This is a genomic window from Micromonospora sp. RL09-050-HVF-A (genome assembly GCF_019374995.1).
GTDB lineage: Bacteria > Actinomycetota > Actinomycetes > Mycobacteriales > Micromonosporaceae > Micromonospora > Micromonospora antibiotica.
This window is the reverse complement of record NZ_JAGKQP010000002.1, coordinates 3566881-3581749: the sequence shown is the minus strand read 5'-3', so window position 1 is coordinate 3581749 and position 14869 is coordinate 3566881. Positions and strand designations below refer to the sequence as shown.

Sequence of the window (14869 nt, the reverse complement as noted above, 5' to 3'; positions counted from 1 at the left end):
AGTCAGGAATCCGACTCTTTTCCGCACTGGTAACGCGACCCGGGGAGAATTTGGCCCCGTGACCACCTTGCTGGAGCCGCTCCGCAGGATCGCGGCATATGCAGTCTGTGCTGATTCAGTCGGCCGAGTGTTACTGGTCCGCGCATCGGAGCGCTCCGGCACCCCCGGCGTATGGTCCCTGCCCGGCGGGGCGGTCGACCACGGCGAGGACCCGAACCACACCGTCGTCCGGGAGACCGCCGCCGAGACCGGTCTCTCGGTCGCCGTCGCCGGCCTGGCGGACGTGCTGGCCGACATGCGCGCGCTGCCCGAGCGCCGCATCACCATCCACACCGACCGCCTGATCTACCAGGTGTCGGTGCGCGGCGGCACCCTCACCGACCGGGTCGACCGCTCGACCGACCTGGCCCGTTGGTACACCCTCGACGAGGCACGGGAGCTGCCGCTGCGGGCCTTCACCGCCCGTGCCCTCGGGCTGCCGGCGTCCTCCGCCGACGTGGTCCCCGACGAGGCCCCCGAGTTCCCCTCCTTCTACGCCGTCCCCGGCCCGGACGGGCTGCACCGGGCGCAGCGCTTCGCCGCGTACGCGGTGGCCACCGACCCGGCGGGTCGGGTGCTGCTCACCCGGGTCTCCGACGGCTACCCGGGCGCGGGCTGTTGGCACCTGCCCGGCGGCGGCACCGACTACGGCGAGCAGCCGGGCGCGGCGCTGATCCGGGAACTGGTCGAGGAGACCGGGCAGACGGGGCGACTGGTCGAGCTGCTCGGGGTGGCCAGCCACCGCGACGCCGCCTCGCTCGGCCCGGAGGGCTACCCGATCGACTGGCACGGCGTGCGGGCCTTCTACCGGGTGATGGTCGACCAGCCCGCCCCGCCCACCGTCACCGACGTGGGCGGCTCCACCTGCGAGGCCCGCTGGTTCGGCCGCGAGGAGTTGGGCGCCCTGCCCACCGACCGGCTCACCGAGGTCACCGCCGAGGCGGTCCAGGCCGCCCGCCTCACCGCCTGACCGGCTGCGCCCGTCGCACCGGCCGGACAGGCCGGTGCGACGGCACCCACCCCGCTCGGGCGACCGCTAGCCTCATGATCGACGGGGCGGAACGCGGGCGGGGGAGTACACGTGCAGGAGCGACGACGGATCGCGGCGTACGGCTGGTGTGCGGACGACACCGGCCGGGTGCTGCTGGTGCGCGGGGCCGCAGCCGATCCGGCACCGGGGCTCTGGCGGCTGCCCGGTGGGGGTGTGGCGCACGCGGAGCATCCGGCCGACACGGTGGTCCGCCGGTTCACCGGGGAGACCGGGCTGGGCGTCGCCGTCGGCGGGTTGCGCGCCGCCGTCGCCGATCTGTCCACCCGCCGCCTCGGCGCGGTCGAGGTGCCGGTGCACACCGACCGGTTGGTGTTCCACGTCACGGTCCTCGATGGTCAGCCGTCGCACGGTGACCAAACGACCGCCGACGGTCCCGCCGAACTGGCCTGGTGCACTCCGCAGCAGGCCGCCACGCTGCCGCTGATGCCGTTCACCGCCGAACTGTTCGGCCTGCCCGCCCGGCCCGCCGCCGGACCGCCTGGACCGCCACCACCTCCGCCCGCCGCCGGACCGCCGACCGGGCCAGCCCCGTCGGATTCACCGGCCGGGTCGGAGTCGGCGGAAGAGGCGGGGTCGGCGGAAGTAACGTCCGCCGGGGTGGAGCCCACTGCTGACCGACGGCAGCGGTTCGCCGCGTACGGGCTGGTCACCGACCCCGACGGACGGGTGCTGCTCACGATGATCGCGCCCGGCTATCCGGGTGCCGGTCTGTGGCACCTGCCCGGTGGCGGCACCGATCACGGTGAGCAACCGGTTGACGGTCTGTTACGGGAGTTGGTGGAGGAGTCGGGTCAGCGGGGCCGGATCGACCGGCTGATGCTGGCCGACAATCTGCACAATCCGGTCGCGCTGGGCCCGGAAGGGCGTCCGTTGGACTGGCACGGAGTGCGGGTGATCTATCGGGTGCTGGTCGACGAGCCCACCGATCCAGTGGTCACCGAGGCGGCCGGCGGATCGACGCAGGCCGCCGCCTGGTTCACGTCTGCCCAGCTCAGCGGCCTGGCGATGACCGACGTCGCGGAGTTGGCCACCGGGCGGACGGTCGGATGACGGTCGCTCGACGAGCCGACTGTGGGGTGCTCCGGTAAAGTCGGCACTGCGGTTGGCGAAGAAAACGGGCGATGAAGCCCGAGATGGGAATAAGCGAGCGGTTTGCGCGGTTAAGAGTAGTTACCAGTACCGCCGGCAGCTATCGCCAACCACCACGCCGCTGTGCAATGGTGTACTCCGCTCGAACGGCTGCCGGGCCAAGAGCGGTCCGGCACGAGACAGCCGGACACCCGCCCACACGGGCGGCCAGCCGATCCGGTGATGGAGGAAAACGTGCCGAGAGCCCCATGGCGCCGGCGTCGTACGACTGACAGTCCGCGCCCCGCAGGGCGTCGCTGGGCGGGCCGGTTGCGCCGCAGCAGCACATTCGCCCGCCAGGTGCTGCTGGTCCGGGTGGGTCGCCGGGATGGCGACCAGCTCAACGGCACCGACCTGGTTCTTCCCGAGCACCGCGTCGACCGGCAGCGTCGCCGTTACGGTTTCGACCGTCGCGGGGTCACCCTCGACCGTGCCGAGATCGCGGCGGTCGCCCCGGTCAGCCCGGCCCTCAGCCCCGCCGCGCCGGTCGACGAGTCGCCCGCGATGGCGATCCCGCTGCTCCCCGGCGCGCGTACCCCCGCCCGCCGGATGAAGTTCGCGCTGGTCAACGCCTGCACCCTGGCCAGCCTGGTGCTCGGCATCAACGCCATCTTCGTCGCCATGAACGGCCAGACCCGGATCGCAGCACTCCTGCTGATCGCCTGCGTCATCTTCGACGGCCTCGACGGCGCGCTCGCCCGCAAGTTCGGCGTGGCCAGCCCGTTCGGTGCCCAGATGGACTCGCTGGCCGACATGTGCTCGTTCGGCCTCGCCGCCCCGGTGGTGGTCTACGCCGCACTGGCCGGATCGGCCCCCACCGCCGCCGCGGCGGTCGCGGCCGCCCTCGTCGCGTCCTGCGCCGCGATCCGGCTCGCCCGGTTCAACGTCTCGCCCAAGGACGGCCGGTTCTTCTGCGGTGTGCCCACCACGATGGCGGCGGCGGTGCTCGCCCTCACCGTGGCCATCGGGCTGCCGCTGCCGGCGAGCGTGCAGATCGGCGGGGTGGCGCTGCTGGCCTTCGCGATGGTCTCCAGCTTCCCGTACGCCAAGCTGGCCCGGCTGGTGAAACTGCCGCCGTGGCTGTGGCTGGCCCCGGCCGTCGGCGCGCTTGTCGACATCCGGCTCACCTTCGCCCTCGTGGTGGTGGGCTACCTGGTCAGCGGTCCGCTGCTCTGGCTGCACCAGCGCCGCACCGCCTGACCCGTCCGCAGCTACACGACAGGGGCGCCGCGACCGCGGCGCCCCTGTTCGCGTTCGTGTCGACTCAGCTCCAGCGGGCGATGACCGAGGAACCGCCGACCACCTTGTCGCCGGGGCCGACCAGCGGGGTGGCGGCGTCGGCCGGCAGGTAGACGTCGGTACGGGAGCCGAAACGGATCAGCCCGAACCGCTCCCCCCGGGCCAGCAGCGCCCCCACCGGTGCCCGCTGCACGATCCGGCGGGCGATCAGCCCGGTCCGCTGCGCCACCACCACCGTGCCGTGCGCGGTGTCCAGCACCGTGTAGGCGGCGACGTTGTGCTCGGCGTCCGGCTTCATGGCGTTGACGAAGCCGCCGTCGGCGACGAAGTAGTCGACCACCTTGCCCGCCACGGGGGAGCGGTTGACGTGCACGTCCAGCACCGACAGGAAGACCGCGATCCGCAGCCACTCACCGTCGCCGAACCGTTCGTCGTGCAGCCGCTGCACCGACAGCACCTGACCGTCGGCGGCGGCGACCACCGCGGACGGGTCCTCCGGCACGTCCCGCTGCGGGTCCCGGAAGAACGCGGCCACCGGGGCGGCGGCCAGTGCCGGCACCAGCCACAGCTTCGACTTCGGCCGGACGACCCGGGCGACGGCGGCCAGGCCGAGCGCGATGCCGGCCGCGGTGACCCCGTTCGAGTCGATGTGCATGCCCCGGGTCAGCGGCACGCTCGACGGCCGGTACGCCGGGGCCAGTTGGGCGGCCGAGGCGGCGGCGGCCGGGGTGAACCGCAGGTGGTGCACCCGTACCGGCGGGGAGTTACGCAGCACCAGGTCGGTGCGGACGCCGTGCAGCACCCCGATCCGGTCCAGTTCGGCGGCGGCCCCGTCGGTGCGGAACACCGGTGCGGCGACGCTGAGCACCGCGCCGTCGGTCAGGTACTTGGTGAGCCCGTCGACGACGTCGCGGGTCTCCTCGTCGGTGCCGGTGAACGGCTCGGCGGCGATGACCAGCTCGGCGGCGTCCGCCTCGGCGAGGGAGTCGACCACCCGGACCCGGTCGGCGACCCAACGGCCCTGGACCGTCACGTGCTCACGCAGCGTGGCGGCGTCGGTCGTCGCGGCCGGCACGACGGTCAACGTGTCGCCCGGCAGCAGCGCGTCGATCGCCGCGGCGAGGGCCGCGGCCCCGGGGGCCGCACCCACCAGCAGGGCTGCCTTCGGGTCGTTGCGTCGGGCGAGTTCGGCGACGAGGGTACGGGCGGCACGCTCGCCGATGCGGACCGGACCGGATGGACCGGAGGGGCGCACGGCGGGGAACTGGGTCATGTCGGGCGGACTCCTGACGGGTAGAGACGGACGTCGCGGCGGGACCGCCTCGGACGCCCGGACGAGGCGCATCCGGGCCGGTGCCGGGGCACCTGGTGCGCAGGCACCGGCGGAGCCCGACGACGTGGCGCGTGCCGGCGGAGGCGGGATCTCCCCGGCCAGCATACGAGCCGTCGGACGCCGCCCGCACCGGTGCGGTCAGCTGGGCGCCCCGGGTGGGCCGGTGACCGGGGGGTCCACCAGGTCGCCGGACGGCCGCCGAGAAGCGTCCTGGTCGTCGGACCGGGCCGCCGGTTCGTGCTCGGGTCGGTGGTCCGAGCCGTGCTGTCGGCCCGGCTCGCCGTCGGCCGGCGGGACCAGGCGGTCCGGGGTGCGGGCCGAGCGCACCGCCCCGACCAGCCCGAGCACTCCGATGAGCACCAGCGCGCCGGCCAGGAACCAGCCCACCGCGGGCAGGGCCAGCCCGAGGATCTGGGCGAGCAGCCACCAGAGGGAGAGCCCGACGAAGAGCAGCCCGAAGACGAACGACACCAGATCGGTGCGATGGCCCTTCACCGGATCACCTCCAGATTGCCCGCGTTGACGTGGACGGTGAGCCGCAGCGTGCCGCCGCCGGCCCCGTCCAGCCCCAGATCGGTGACCTGGCGTCCCTGCCCGTCCAACCCGGAGCTGCTCTTCCCGAAGACGGTGGCCTCCCCGGCCTTGACGTTCGTCACGGCCGTGACGTCCACGTTCGGCGGCACCACGATGGTGGCCTCCCCGAAGTTGACCACCACGGTCAGGTCGGTGTCCCGCTTGTCGAAGTCCACCGCACGCAGGTCCAGGGTCGCGTCACCGAAGCTGTTCTCGTAGCGGTCGGCCAGCTCCTGGTAACTGGTCGGGGCCCAGGTGACCGCCCCGTCGACACCCCGAACCCGGTCGTAGGACTCGGCGACCGTGGCGACACCGAGAGCGGCGGCGGCGACCAGGCCGAGGGCGATCAGCCAGCGGGCCCGGCCGAACCAGGTGCCGACCAGCAGCCCGAACCCGATGGTGGCGAGCACCGCCGCGAAGTAGCCGGCGGCGCCGATCGGGAAGACGTCCAGCAGGTCCAGGATGGCGACCACGCCGAGGGCCAGGAAGATCAGCGAGAAGGTCGCGGCACCCAGCGCCGACCGTTCCTTCGGTTTCTTCGGCGGTTTGACCCGGGGTGCGGGCGGCGGCGGTGGGGGAGGGCCCCGGCGTACGGGCCGTGGGGCGCGAACGGCGGCCGGTAGCCCGTACCGGTGGGTGGGACGGTCACCGGCGCGGTGGCGGGCACACCGGTCAGCGGTGGCCGGGGCGGCCAGGCCGGTGCCTCCGCCCGGGTCGCCGCCAGCTCCATCGGCGCGGCCGGTGGCCAGGCCGGTAGCGGTGCGGTACGGGTCTGCGCCGGCCAGCCGGCCGGTTCGCCGGTGCGGGCCGCCGGCCACCCCGCGGGTTGCCCGCCACGATCCGACGGGAACGGGGATGCCGGCGGGGCGGGCGCCACCGGGGCGAAGGGGGCCGGCCAGCCGACCGGGGGACCGGTCCGGGCGGGGCGGCCGGGCCGGGCTGTGGACCGGCGGCGGCCGGCACGCCGGGGCGGCTCTCCCGGTTGAGCAGCAGCGCACCACCGATGAGGATGGCCGCGCCCAGCAGCACCGCCCGGAACGCGTCGGTGACGATGTAACCGAAGCCCACCGCGACCGTGATGGTCAGCAGGATCACGGTGATCGGGGACATGCTCGACCGGCCCCGACCCAGCATCGACTCCAGCGGCGAGGCGCTGTCCCCCTCACCCGGGATGATCAGCCAGGCGGCCACGTAGACCAGGATGCCGACCCCGCCGAAGAACCCGAGCACCGCGAGGAGCACCCGCCACAGCACCGGGTCGGTGTTGGTGGCCCGGCCGATGGCCGCGCAGACCCCGGCCAGGTAGCGGCCGTCACGGGGCCGGACCAGGCCGTACCGTGAGGTGAAGCTGGCACCTCCGGACGGCGGGGGATACCCCCCGGGCGGGTTCGGCGCGTCGTCGCCCCCCGTGGGCGACGTGGGCGCCGGGGGCGGCCCGGCGGCGGAGCCGGGCGGCGGCATACCACCCGGTGCGGCCACCTGAGGGTACGGCGGCGGGGCAGGGTCCTCGGTCATGACTCGATCCTGCGGCGTCGCCGGGCCGAGTCGCCTCCGGAACCGACCCTGACCCCACCCTGAGATCCCGGTGGGCGGATGTCCGGGGCGTCCCCGTGGTCGGCACCGTCTCCCCCGTGTGACGATCGGAGCGGCACCGCACTCCGGGGTGTCCGTCCGCCACCCACCGTGACCTGGGAGCCTCCGATCAGCGTCGTGACCCCGCCGCCGCGCCTCTACCGGGCGCCCGAGCACCGGCTGGCCGCCGGTGTGGCCGCCGGCATCGCCGACCATCTCGGCATCTCGGTGCTGCGGGTACGCGTCGCCTTCATGGTGCTGCTCGGGCTCAGCGGACTGGGGCTGCTGCTGTACGCGGCGTTCTGGGCGGTGGTGCCGCTGCGGCCGGGTGACACCGCGACCCCGCCCCGGCGGGACCCCGGGCAGTTGCTGCCGTTCGTGGCGATCGGCCTCGGTGTGCTGCTGGTCCAGGTGCTGGTCTTCGACTCGGTCGGCGCGGCGGGCACCGCCGGTTGGCTGGTGGCGATCATCGCGGTCGGTGCCGGGGTGATCTGGCACCAGTCCGCGCCGGAGCGCCGCCGGCAGTGGAGCGGGTCGATGCCGGTGCCGTGGCTCGGCGCGGTGGTGGAGGAGAGCGACCGGCGGGCCTTCGTGCTCCGCTTCGCCGGGGGCGCGGTACTGGTCGCCGTGGGCATCATCGGTGTGGCGGCGGTCTACTCGCCGGTGCAGAACCTCGACGCGGTGGTCAACGGGGTGATCTTCGCGTTGGTCGGGCTGGTCGGCGTCGGGGTGGTGGCCGCCCCGGTGCTGTGGCGTACGTGGAACCAGCTCCGCTCGGAGCGGGAGGGGCGCATCCGCGAGCAGGAGCGTGCCGAACTGGCCGCCATGGTGCACGACCAGGTGCTGCACACCCTGGCCCTGATCCAGCGCAACGCCAGCGACGTCAAGACGGTGCAGCGGCTCGCCCGGGGCCAGGAGCGGTCGTTGCGCAACTGGCTCTACAAGCCGACCGCCTCGCCGACCGAACGGTTCGCGGCAGCGCTCGAACAGGCCGCCGCCGAGGTGGAGGACACCTTCGCGATCACCGTCGAGGCGGTGGTGGTGGGTGACCGGGAGACCGACGAACGGGTCGGGGCGCTGGTGGCGGCGGCCCGGGAGGCGCTGGTCAACGCGGCCCGCCATGCCGGGGTGCAGACGGTGTCGCTCTACGCCGAGGTCGAGCCGGAGCAGGTGAGCGTCTTCGTCCGGGACCGGGGCAAGGGATTCGACCCGGATACGGTGGAGGATCACCGGCACGGCGTCCGAGGGTCGATCATCGGGCGGATGAAGCGGCACGGTGGCCGGGCGGAGATCCGTTCCGAGCCCGGGGAGGGGACGGAGGTCCGGTTGATGCTGCCGATCACCGGCACCGGCTCCACGGCGGAAAGGGACAGCTGAGATGGCGGAGCAGTCGATGGAACCGGGTTCGGACGCCCCGACCCGGGTGGAGCGGTTGCGGGTCTTCCTGGTCGACGACCACGCCATGTTCCGGGCCGGGGTCCGGGCCGAGCTGGGCGCACACGTCGAGGTGGTCGGGGAGGCGAGCACGGTGGCCGAGGCGGTCGCCCGGATCGCCGCGACCGGGCCGGAAGTGGTGCTGCTCGACGTGCACATGCCCGACGGTGGGGGTCGGGCGGTGCTGGAGGCGATGCGCCGTAGCCACCCGCAGGTGAAGTTCCTGGCGCTGAGCGTGTCCGACGCCGCCGAGGACGTGATCGGGCTGATCCGGGCGGGTGCCCGGGGCTACGTGACCAAGACCATCTCCCCGGACGAGCTGACCGACGCGATCCGCCGGGTGGCCGACGGGGACGCCGTGTTCAGCCCCCGGCTGGCCGGGTTCGTGCTGGACGCCTTCGCGGCCCGGCCGGACGCCCCGGTCGCCGACCCCGAGCTGGACCAGCTCACCAACCGCGAGCGCGAGGTGCTGCGCCTACTCGCCCGGGGGTACGCGTACAAGGAGATCGCCAAGGAGCTGTTCATCTCGATCAAGACGGTCGAGACGCACGTGTCGAACGTGCTGCGCAAGCTCCAGATGTCCAACCGGTACGAGTTGTCCCGCTGGGCGGCGGACCGACGACTCGTCTGAGACCTCCCATTCCGGGAGCATCGCCCCAGGGCTGACAAGAGATCAATTCGTGTCGCATAATGCCCCGTCGCCTTCGCGCGTGCGGGTGGTGTCACGACCCCGCCCGGGGGCGACGCACACCGGCCCGCCGGGAGCGGGCCCACCCCTGGGGAGAGGTGCACGGAACTGATGTTCGGACAACGAGGACGACGCTGGGCGGGTATCGCCACGGCGCTCGTCACCGGTGGCGCGCTGGTGCTCGCCGCAGCCGGTCCGGCCGCCGCCGAGCCGGCGACGAAGGGCGTGGCGCGGGCGGTGCCGGGTACCGGCGTCACGCTGAAGCTGGACGGTCGGGCGCAGAAGACCTCGGCGCTGGCCCTGGAGTTGAAGGACGGCACCGTGCCGGTCTTCTGCATCGACTTCCACACCCCGGTGGCCCGTGACGGCGAGTACGCCGAGGGCACCTGGGGCGAGTCGGAGGTGAAGAACCTCGGTCGGGTGCAGTGGGTGCTCACCCACGGCTACCCCAACGCCGACCGGGCGAAGCTGCTCGCCGCCGCCGGGGCCACCCTGCCCGCCGGGCTGCCCGACTCCCGGCGTGACACGCTGCTCTACTTCGGCACCCAGACGGCCGTCTGGCACTTCAGTGACGGCATCACCCTGGGCGACTGGGAGCGGGGGCTGACCGCCGCCGCCGAGTACGACGTGATCCGCCGGGTACACGACTACCTGGTGCGCAACGCCACCGACCAGCCGGAGCCGAAGGCCGAGCTGAGCCTGGACCCGGCGTCGGCCACCGCGACCACCGGCGGGCGGGCCGGGCCGTTCACGGTGCACGGGCCGGCGGGGGAGATCGCGCTGAAGGTCGAGGGTGGCCGTGCCGTCGACGCCGAGGGGCGTCCGGTCGGTACGACCACCAACGGTGGCCGGTTCTGGCTGACCGCAACCGCCGCCGGTCGGGTCACCGTGACGGTCTCCGCGCCGGACTCGGTCTCCTTCGGTCGGGTCTTCCTCTTCTCCGGCGGCAAGAACGCCAAGCAGAAGCTGATCCTGGGTGGCAGCACCGGCACCTCGGTGAACGCCGACGCGGCAGCGAGTTTCGCCGCCGCCCCCGCCTCTCCGTCGCCGTCGGCCACCCCGTCCGGGTCGCCGTCGCCGTCGCCGTCCCCCTCGGCCGGGTCGCCGTCGCCGTCGGCCACCCCGGTCGAGTCCTCGTCGCCGGCCAGCCCGGCACCGTCGACCTCGCCCGCCAGCAACGGTGGCGGGCTGCCGTTGACCGGTTCGCCGGTCGCGCTGGCCGCCCTGGCGGGGCTGGCGTTGCTGGCCTTCGGCGCGGTGGCCGTGCTGCTGGTCCGTCGTCGCAAGGTCCACTTCACCGTCTGACGTACGGCTCCCTGCGGCCCCGGCACCCGACGGTGCCGGGGCCGGCTGTTTCACCGGTCACCCCTGCGGGGGCTCCGAGACCCGGTGGCGTGGGGGCGGTGTGGCGGAGGGCCGGTCGTCGGCGGGGTGGGGCGTCGCGGCGGCCGGCAGTCAGCTGCGGTGCAGGTGTGTCGACTGTCTTCGGCCGGCTGGCTGGGACTGTGCTCCGGCTGGCCGAAGCCGCCCTCAGCCGGACGGGCAGAATGCGGTGACGCCCGGTGGAGGTCGGAGCACGCCAACCGGACGGCGGTAAAGCTCACACTGCTGACCCGGGGGTCACCACCCGGTCGAGCGGACTTGCTGTCTTTCCTGCTCAGAGCGGTACGACCAGGGCATCTCATGATCTTTTCTCAAGTATCGGCAACACGGCAGGCAACTAACGGCTTGATAACGGCACCTTCACGTAATGGGCCGGTGGGTGTCACAGTGGCAGCACCTCACCCCTGATGTGAGGCACCCGTGTGTCCCGGCCGACCACGTCGCCGCTGCCTCCGGCACGGATCGTGGTCGTCGAGCCTGCCCGGGAGCCGAGTACGGGGGTGTGGTGGCCCGGCGGATCGGTACCCCTGGGGTGTCCCGATTTCTCTGCGGTAACCGGTGATCTGCAACACATGATCGCCGTGCGGTGTCACCCCCCAACGTGCGTGAAACCCACGACGGAACCAGGTTAGAAAGAGGAGGCCCCTCGGAATGAGAGTCTCGAAGCGGGCGAGCGGCGCCATTGCGATGGGTGCGGCGTTCGCGCTCATCGCGTCCGGCTGCTCCAGCGGTAACGACGACGAAGGCAGCAGCGGCGCCAGCAGCTCGGACGGGGCCATCGTCGTCGACGGCACCGAGCCGGAGAACCCCCTGGTTCCGGCGAACACCACCGAGACCGGTGGCGGCAAGATCATCGACTGGCTCTGGACTGGTCTGGTCGAGTACCCCAACAACGGTGGTGCGCCGCAGAACGCGCTGGCCGAGTCGATCGAGACGACCGACTCCAAGGTCTACAAGATCAAGATCAAGCAGAACACGAAGTTCCACGACGGCACCGTCGTCAAGGCCAAGAACTTCGTGGACGCCTGGAACTGGGGCGCGTACTCGCCGAACGGCGCGCAGAACGCCAGCTTCTTCGCCGACATCGCCGGCTTCGAGGACGTCAACACCTCCGACCCGGACGGTGACGGCCCGAAGAAGGCGCCCGAGCCCAAGGCCAAGGAGATGTCCGGCCTCAAGGTCGTCGACGACTGGAACTTCGAGGTCACGCTCGCCGCGCCGACCGCCGTGTTCCCGACCAAGCTCGGCTACAGCACCTTCATGCCGCTGCCGGACGCCTTCTTCTCGCAGGGCGCCGAGGCATTCGGCAAGAAGCCGATCGGCAACGGCCCGGTCAGCTTCGTCTCGTGGGAGAACAACGTCGCGATCAAGCTGACGCGGTTCGACGACTACAACCTGCGCGACAAGATGAAGATCAAGGACGTCAACGTCAAGATCTACCAGGACGACACGGCGGCCTACAACGACCTGGTCTCCAACAACCTGGACTTCCAGCAGCAGGTTCCGGTCTCCTCGCTGGCCGGCGACAAGTGGAAGGCCGACCTGGCCGACCGGGCGATCCCGTCGACCACGCCGTCCACCGGCATCATCGCGTTCCCGATCTACGACAAGCGCTTCCAGAACCCGAAGCTGCGCAAGGCGATCTCGCTGTCGGTCAACCGGCAGGAGATCACCGACAAGATCTTCTTCGGTAACCGCAAGCCGGCCGACAGCTGGGCCAACCCGCTGACCCCGGGTGCCAAGCCGGGCAACTGCACCGCCTGCCAGTTCAAGCCGGACGAGGCCAAGGCCCTGCTGGCCGAGGCCGGTGGCTTCACTGGGCAGCTGAAGATGTACTACAACGCCGATGCCAGCCACAAGGACTGGATGGAGGCCGTCGCCGGGCAGATCAAGAACACCCTGGGTATCGACGCGGTCGCCGTCGGTGTGCCGACCTTCGCGGTCTTCCGGCAGAACATCAACGCCCACAAGATGGACGGTGCCTACCGTGCCGGTTGGCAGCAGGACTACCCGGACGTGGAGAACTGGGTCAACCCGCTCTACGTGACCGGTGGCTCCTCGAACGACGGCCTCTACAGCAACCCCGAGGTGGACGCCCTGTCCAAGCAGGCCAGCTCCGCCCCGAGCCTGGAGGCCTCGCACGAGCTGTTCGCCAAGGCGGTCGAGAAGATCGACCAGGACGTTCCGTCGATGCCGATCTACTTCGGTGGCCAGCAGTCCGGTCACTCCGAGAAGATCAAGAAGATGGAGCTGACCAACGTCGGCGAGCTCGACATCACCTCCGTCGAGCTCTGATCCGTTCGGTCTGACCCCGGGTCGGGCTCGCCTACCGGTGAGCCCGACCCGGGGCCGTTCCGCGAGTGCGTGCACCCCACCCCTCGCCACGTTGTCGCCACCCGTGTCGGCCGCACCCCCGCCCCCGGCACACCCCTTGTCAGGAGGACCACCCCATGGGCCGTTATCTGGTGAGACGGCTGCTCCAACTCGTCCCGGTCTTCATCGGGACGACGCTGATGATCTACCTGCTGGTGTGGAAGGTCCCCGGGGACCCGTTCGCCGGCAAGTGCGGTGACCGTGGCTGCCCGGACAACTACCGGGCCATGATGACCGAGAAGTTCCAGCTGGATCAGCCCTGGTTCGTGCAGTACGCCACCTACATGAAGAACCTCCTGCAAGGCGACTTCGGGACCACCTGGTCGGGGCGCGACGTCGGCGAGATCATCGCCACCGCGTACCCGAACACCCTCAAGCTGGCCCTGGTGGCCCTGGTCATCGAGGGTGTCATCGGTCTCACCGCCGGTGTACTCACCGGCCTGCGCCGCAACGGCTACCTGGACAACCTGGTCCTCGTCTCCACGCTCTTCCTGATCGCGCTGCCGGTCTTCGTGGTCGGCTTCGTGCTCCAGTGGTTCTTCGGTGTGAAGCTCGGCATCGTCAAGCCGACCGTCTCCAACGAGATGCGGATCACCGAACTGCTCCTACCGGGCTTCGTGCTGGGTAGCGCGTCGATGGCGTACATCGCCCGGGTGTCACGCACCAGCATCGCGGAGAACCGCCGGGCCGACTACGTGCGTACCGCGATCGCCAAGGGGCTGCCGATGCGCCGGGTGGTCGGTATCCACCTGCTGCGCAACTCGCTGATCCCGGTGGTGACCCTGCTCGGCACCGACCTCGGCGCCCTGATGGGTGGCGCGATCATCACCGAGGGCATCTTCGGCATCAACGGCATCGGCCGCACCGTGCTGCGGGCGATCGTCACCAAGGAGAGCGCTACCGTTGTCTCCATCGTGGTCGTGCTGGTGCTCGTCTACCTGGTGATGAATCTGCTGGTGGACCTGCTCTACGCCGCACTGGACCCGAGGATCCGCTATGAGTGAGCGCAGCAGCGAACGAATCGTCATTGCAGTGTGCGCGGGCAACCAGGCCGGCGTCGAGCGCAGCGAGGTGCAGGCATGAGCGACCCGAGTGCCGCTTCGATCGTGAGCACGCCCCGTCCCGAGCAGTTGACCGAGGCAAGCTCCCCGGCCACCGTCGGCCCGGCGGGCAAGAAGGAGAAGCCGCGCAGCCTGCTCGGCGACGCCTGGATCGACCTGCGCCGCAAGCCGCTGTTCTGGATCTCCGCCATCTTCATCGTGCTGTTCGTGGTGATGTCGGCCTTCCCGTCGCTGTTCACCTCCGGTGACCCGGACGCCACCGCGCTCTCCCGCAGCCGGCTCGAGCCCTCCGGCGACGCGTGGTTCGGCTACGACGTGCTCGGGCGGGACGTCTACGCCCGGGTGATCTACGGCGCCAACGCCTCGATCGTGGTCTCGCTGCTCTCCACGATCGGCACCCTGCTGATCGGCGGGGCGGTCGGCATCATCGCGGGCTACAAGGGCGGCTGGGTCGACGGCCTGCTCTCCCGGATCACCGACATCTTCTTCGGCCTGCCGTTCGTGCTCGGCGCGATCGTCATCCTCACCACGTTCAACGGCGCCGGCGCCAACAACGGCGAGTGGGAGATCAAGTTCCTGGTGATCGGCTCGCTGGTGCTGCTGAGCTGGCCGGTGGTGATGCGGCTGATGCGCTCCTCGGTGCTTGCCACCAAGGAGGCCGACTACATCGTGGCGGCCCGCGCGATGGGTGCCAGCACCGGCCGGATCATCTTCAAGCACCTGCTGCCGAACTGCCTGGCGCCGCTGCTGGTCTACGGGACGATCATGATCGGCTCCTTCATCGGCGCCGAGGCCACCCTGTCCTTCCTGGGTATCGGCCTGCAGAGCCCGGTGGTCTCCTGGGGCATCATGATCAATGAAGCGCAGAACTACCTCCGGGTCTCGCCCTTCCTGCTCTTCTTCCCCTCCGCGTTCCTCGTCACCGCCGTGCTGAGCTTCGTCATGCTCGGCGAGGCGGTCCGCGAGGCCCTCGACCCGAAGCTCCGATAGGGGAG

Annotated in this window: 10 protein-coding genes and 2 pseudogenes; 9 read left to right on the top strand and 3 right to left on the bottom strand. The window is 71.5% G+C overall.

The genetic code is table 11. The features are described from left to right. Window positions 1–58 precede the first annotated feature (58 nt). The 3 genes from J7462_RS15455 (at window position 59) to J7462_RS15445 (ending at window position 3418) form a co-directional block, all read left to right on the top strand. Window positions 59–1009: an NUDIX hydrolase gene (locus tag J7462_RS15455; RefSeq protein WP_219464683.1), complete on the top strand. Its 951-nt coding sequence runs from the start codon at window positions 59–61 to the stop codon at window positions 1007–1009. Between the two features lie 111 nt (window positions 1010–1120). Beyond that, on the top strand, window positions 1121–2140 hold the full coding sequence (locus J7462_RS15450; RefSeq protein ID WP_219464682.1) for an NUDIX hydrolase: 1020 nt from the start codon (window positions 1121–1123) through the stop codon (window positions 2138–2140). Between the two features lie 348 nt (window positions 2141–2488). After that, window positions 2489–3418: a phosphatidylcholine/phosphatidylserine synthase gene (locus tag J7462_RS15445; RefSeq protein ID WP_208567968.1), complete on the top strand. Its 930-nt coding sequence runs from the start codon at window positions 2489–2491 to the stop codon at window positions 3416–3418. A gap of 64 nt (window positions 3419–3482) precedes the next feature. On the opposite strand, the gene J7462_RS15440 is transcribed toward J7462_RS15445, so the two are convergent. From J7462_RS15440 to J7462_RS15430, 3 genes and pseudogenes are all read right to left on the bottom strand, one after another. Beyond that, the gene (locus J7462_RS15440; protein ID WP_219464681.1) at window positions 3483–4730 is read right to left on the bottom strand and encodes a phosphatidylserine decarboxylase; all 1248 of its coding nucleotides are present in this window, start codon (window positions 4728–4730) and stop codon (window positions 3483–3485) included. A 318-nt stretch (window positions 4731–5048) separates the two neighbouring features. Continuing rightward, window positions 5049–5285, bottom strand: a pseudogene (locus J7462_RS33315) (hypothetical protein); the annotation flags it as partial. Next, window positions 5282–6878: pseudogene (locus tag J7462_RS15430) on the bottom strand (PspC domain-containing protein). The pseudogenes J7462_RS15430 and J7462_RS33315, both read right to left, overlap by 4 nt. Window positions 6879–7046: 168 nt before the next feature. Here J7462_RS15430 and J7462_RS15425 point away from each other — a divergent pair. The 6 genes from J7462_RS15425 (at window position 7047) to J7462_RS15400 (ending at window position 14864) form a co-directional block, all read left to right on the top strand. After that, window positions 7047–8312, top strand: coding sequence for an ATP-binding protein (locus J7462_RS15425; RefSeq protein ID WP_219464680.1), 1266 nt, complete (start codon window positions 7047–7049; stop codon window positions 8310–8312). A 1-nt stretch (window position 8313) separates the two neighbouring features. Then, entirely contained in the window at window positions 8314–9000 is a 687-nt protein-coding gene (locus tag J7462_RS15420; protein ID WP_208567972.1) for a response regulator transcription factor, read from the top strand. Window positions 9001–9168: 168 nt separating this feature from the next. Then, on the top strand, window positions 9169–10362 hold the full coding sequence (locus J7462_RS15415) for a thioester domain-containing protein (RefSeq protein WP_255597737.1): 1194 nt from the start codon (window positions 9169–9171) through the stop codon (window positions 10360–10362). A gap of 729 nt (window positions 10363–11091) precedes the next feature. Next, window positions 11092–12735: an ABC transporter substrate-binding protein gene (locus tag J7462_RS15410; protein WP_219464679.1), complete on the top strand. Its 1644-nt coding sequence runs from the start codon at window positions 11092–11094 to the stop codon at window positions 12733–12735. 155 nt (window positions 12736–12890) lie between these two features. Then, complete coding sequence (locus J7462_RS15405; protein WP_219464678.1) at window positions 12891–13817, top strand: ABC transporter permease; 927 nt, start codon at window positions 12891–12893, stop codon at window positions 13815–13817. Window positions 13818–13892: 75 nt separating this feature from the next. Continuing rightward, on the top strand, window positions 13893–14864 hold the full coding sequence (locus J7462_RS15400; protein WP_219464677.1) for an ABC transporter permease: 972 nt from the start codon (window positions 13893–13895) through the stop codon (window positions 14862–14864). Window positions 14865–14869 lie beyond the last annotated feature (5 nt).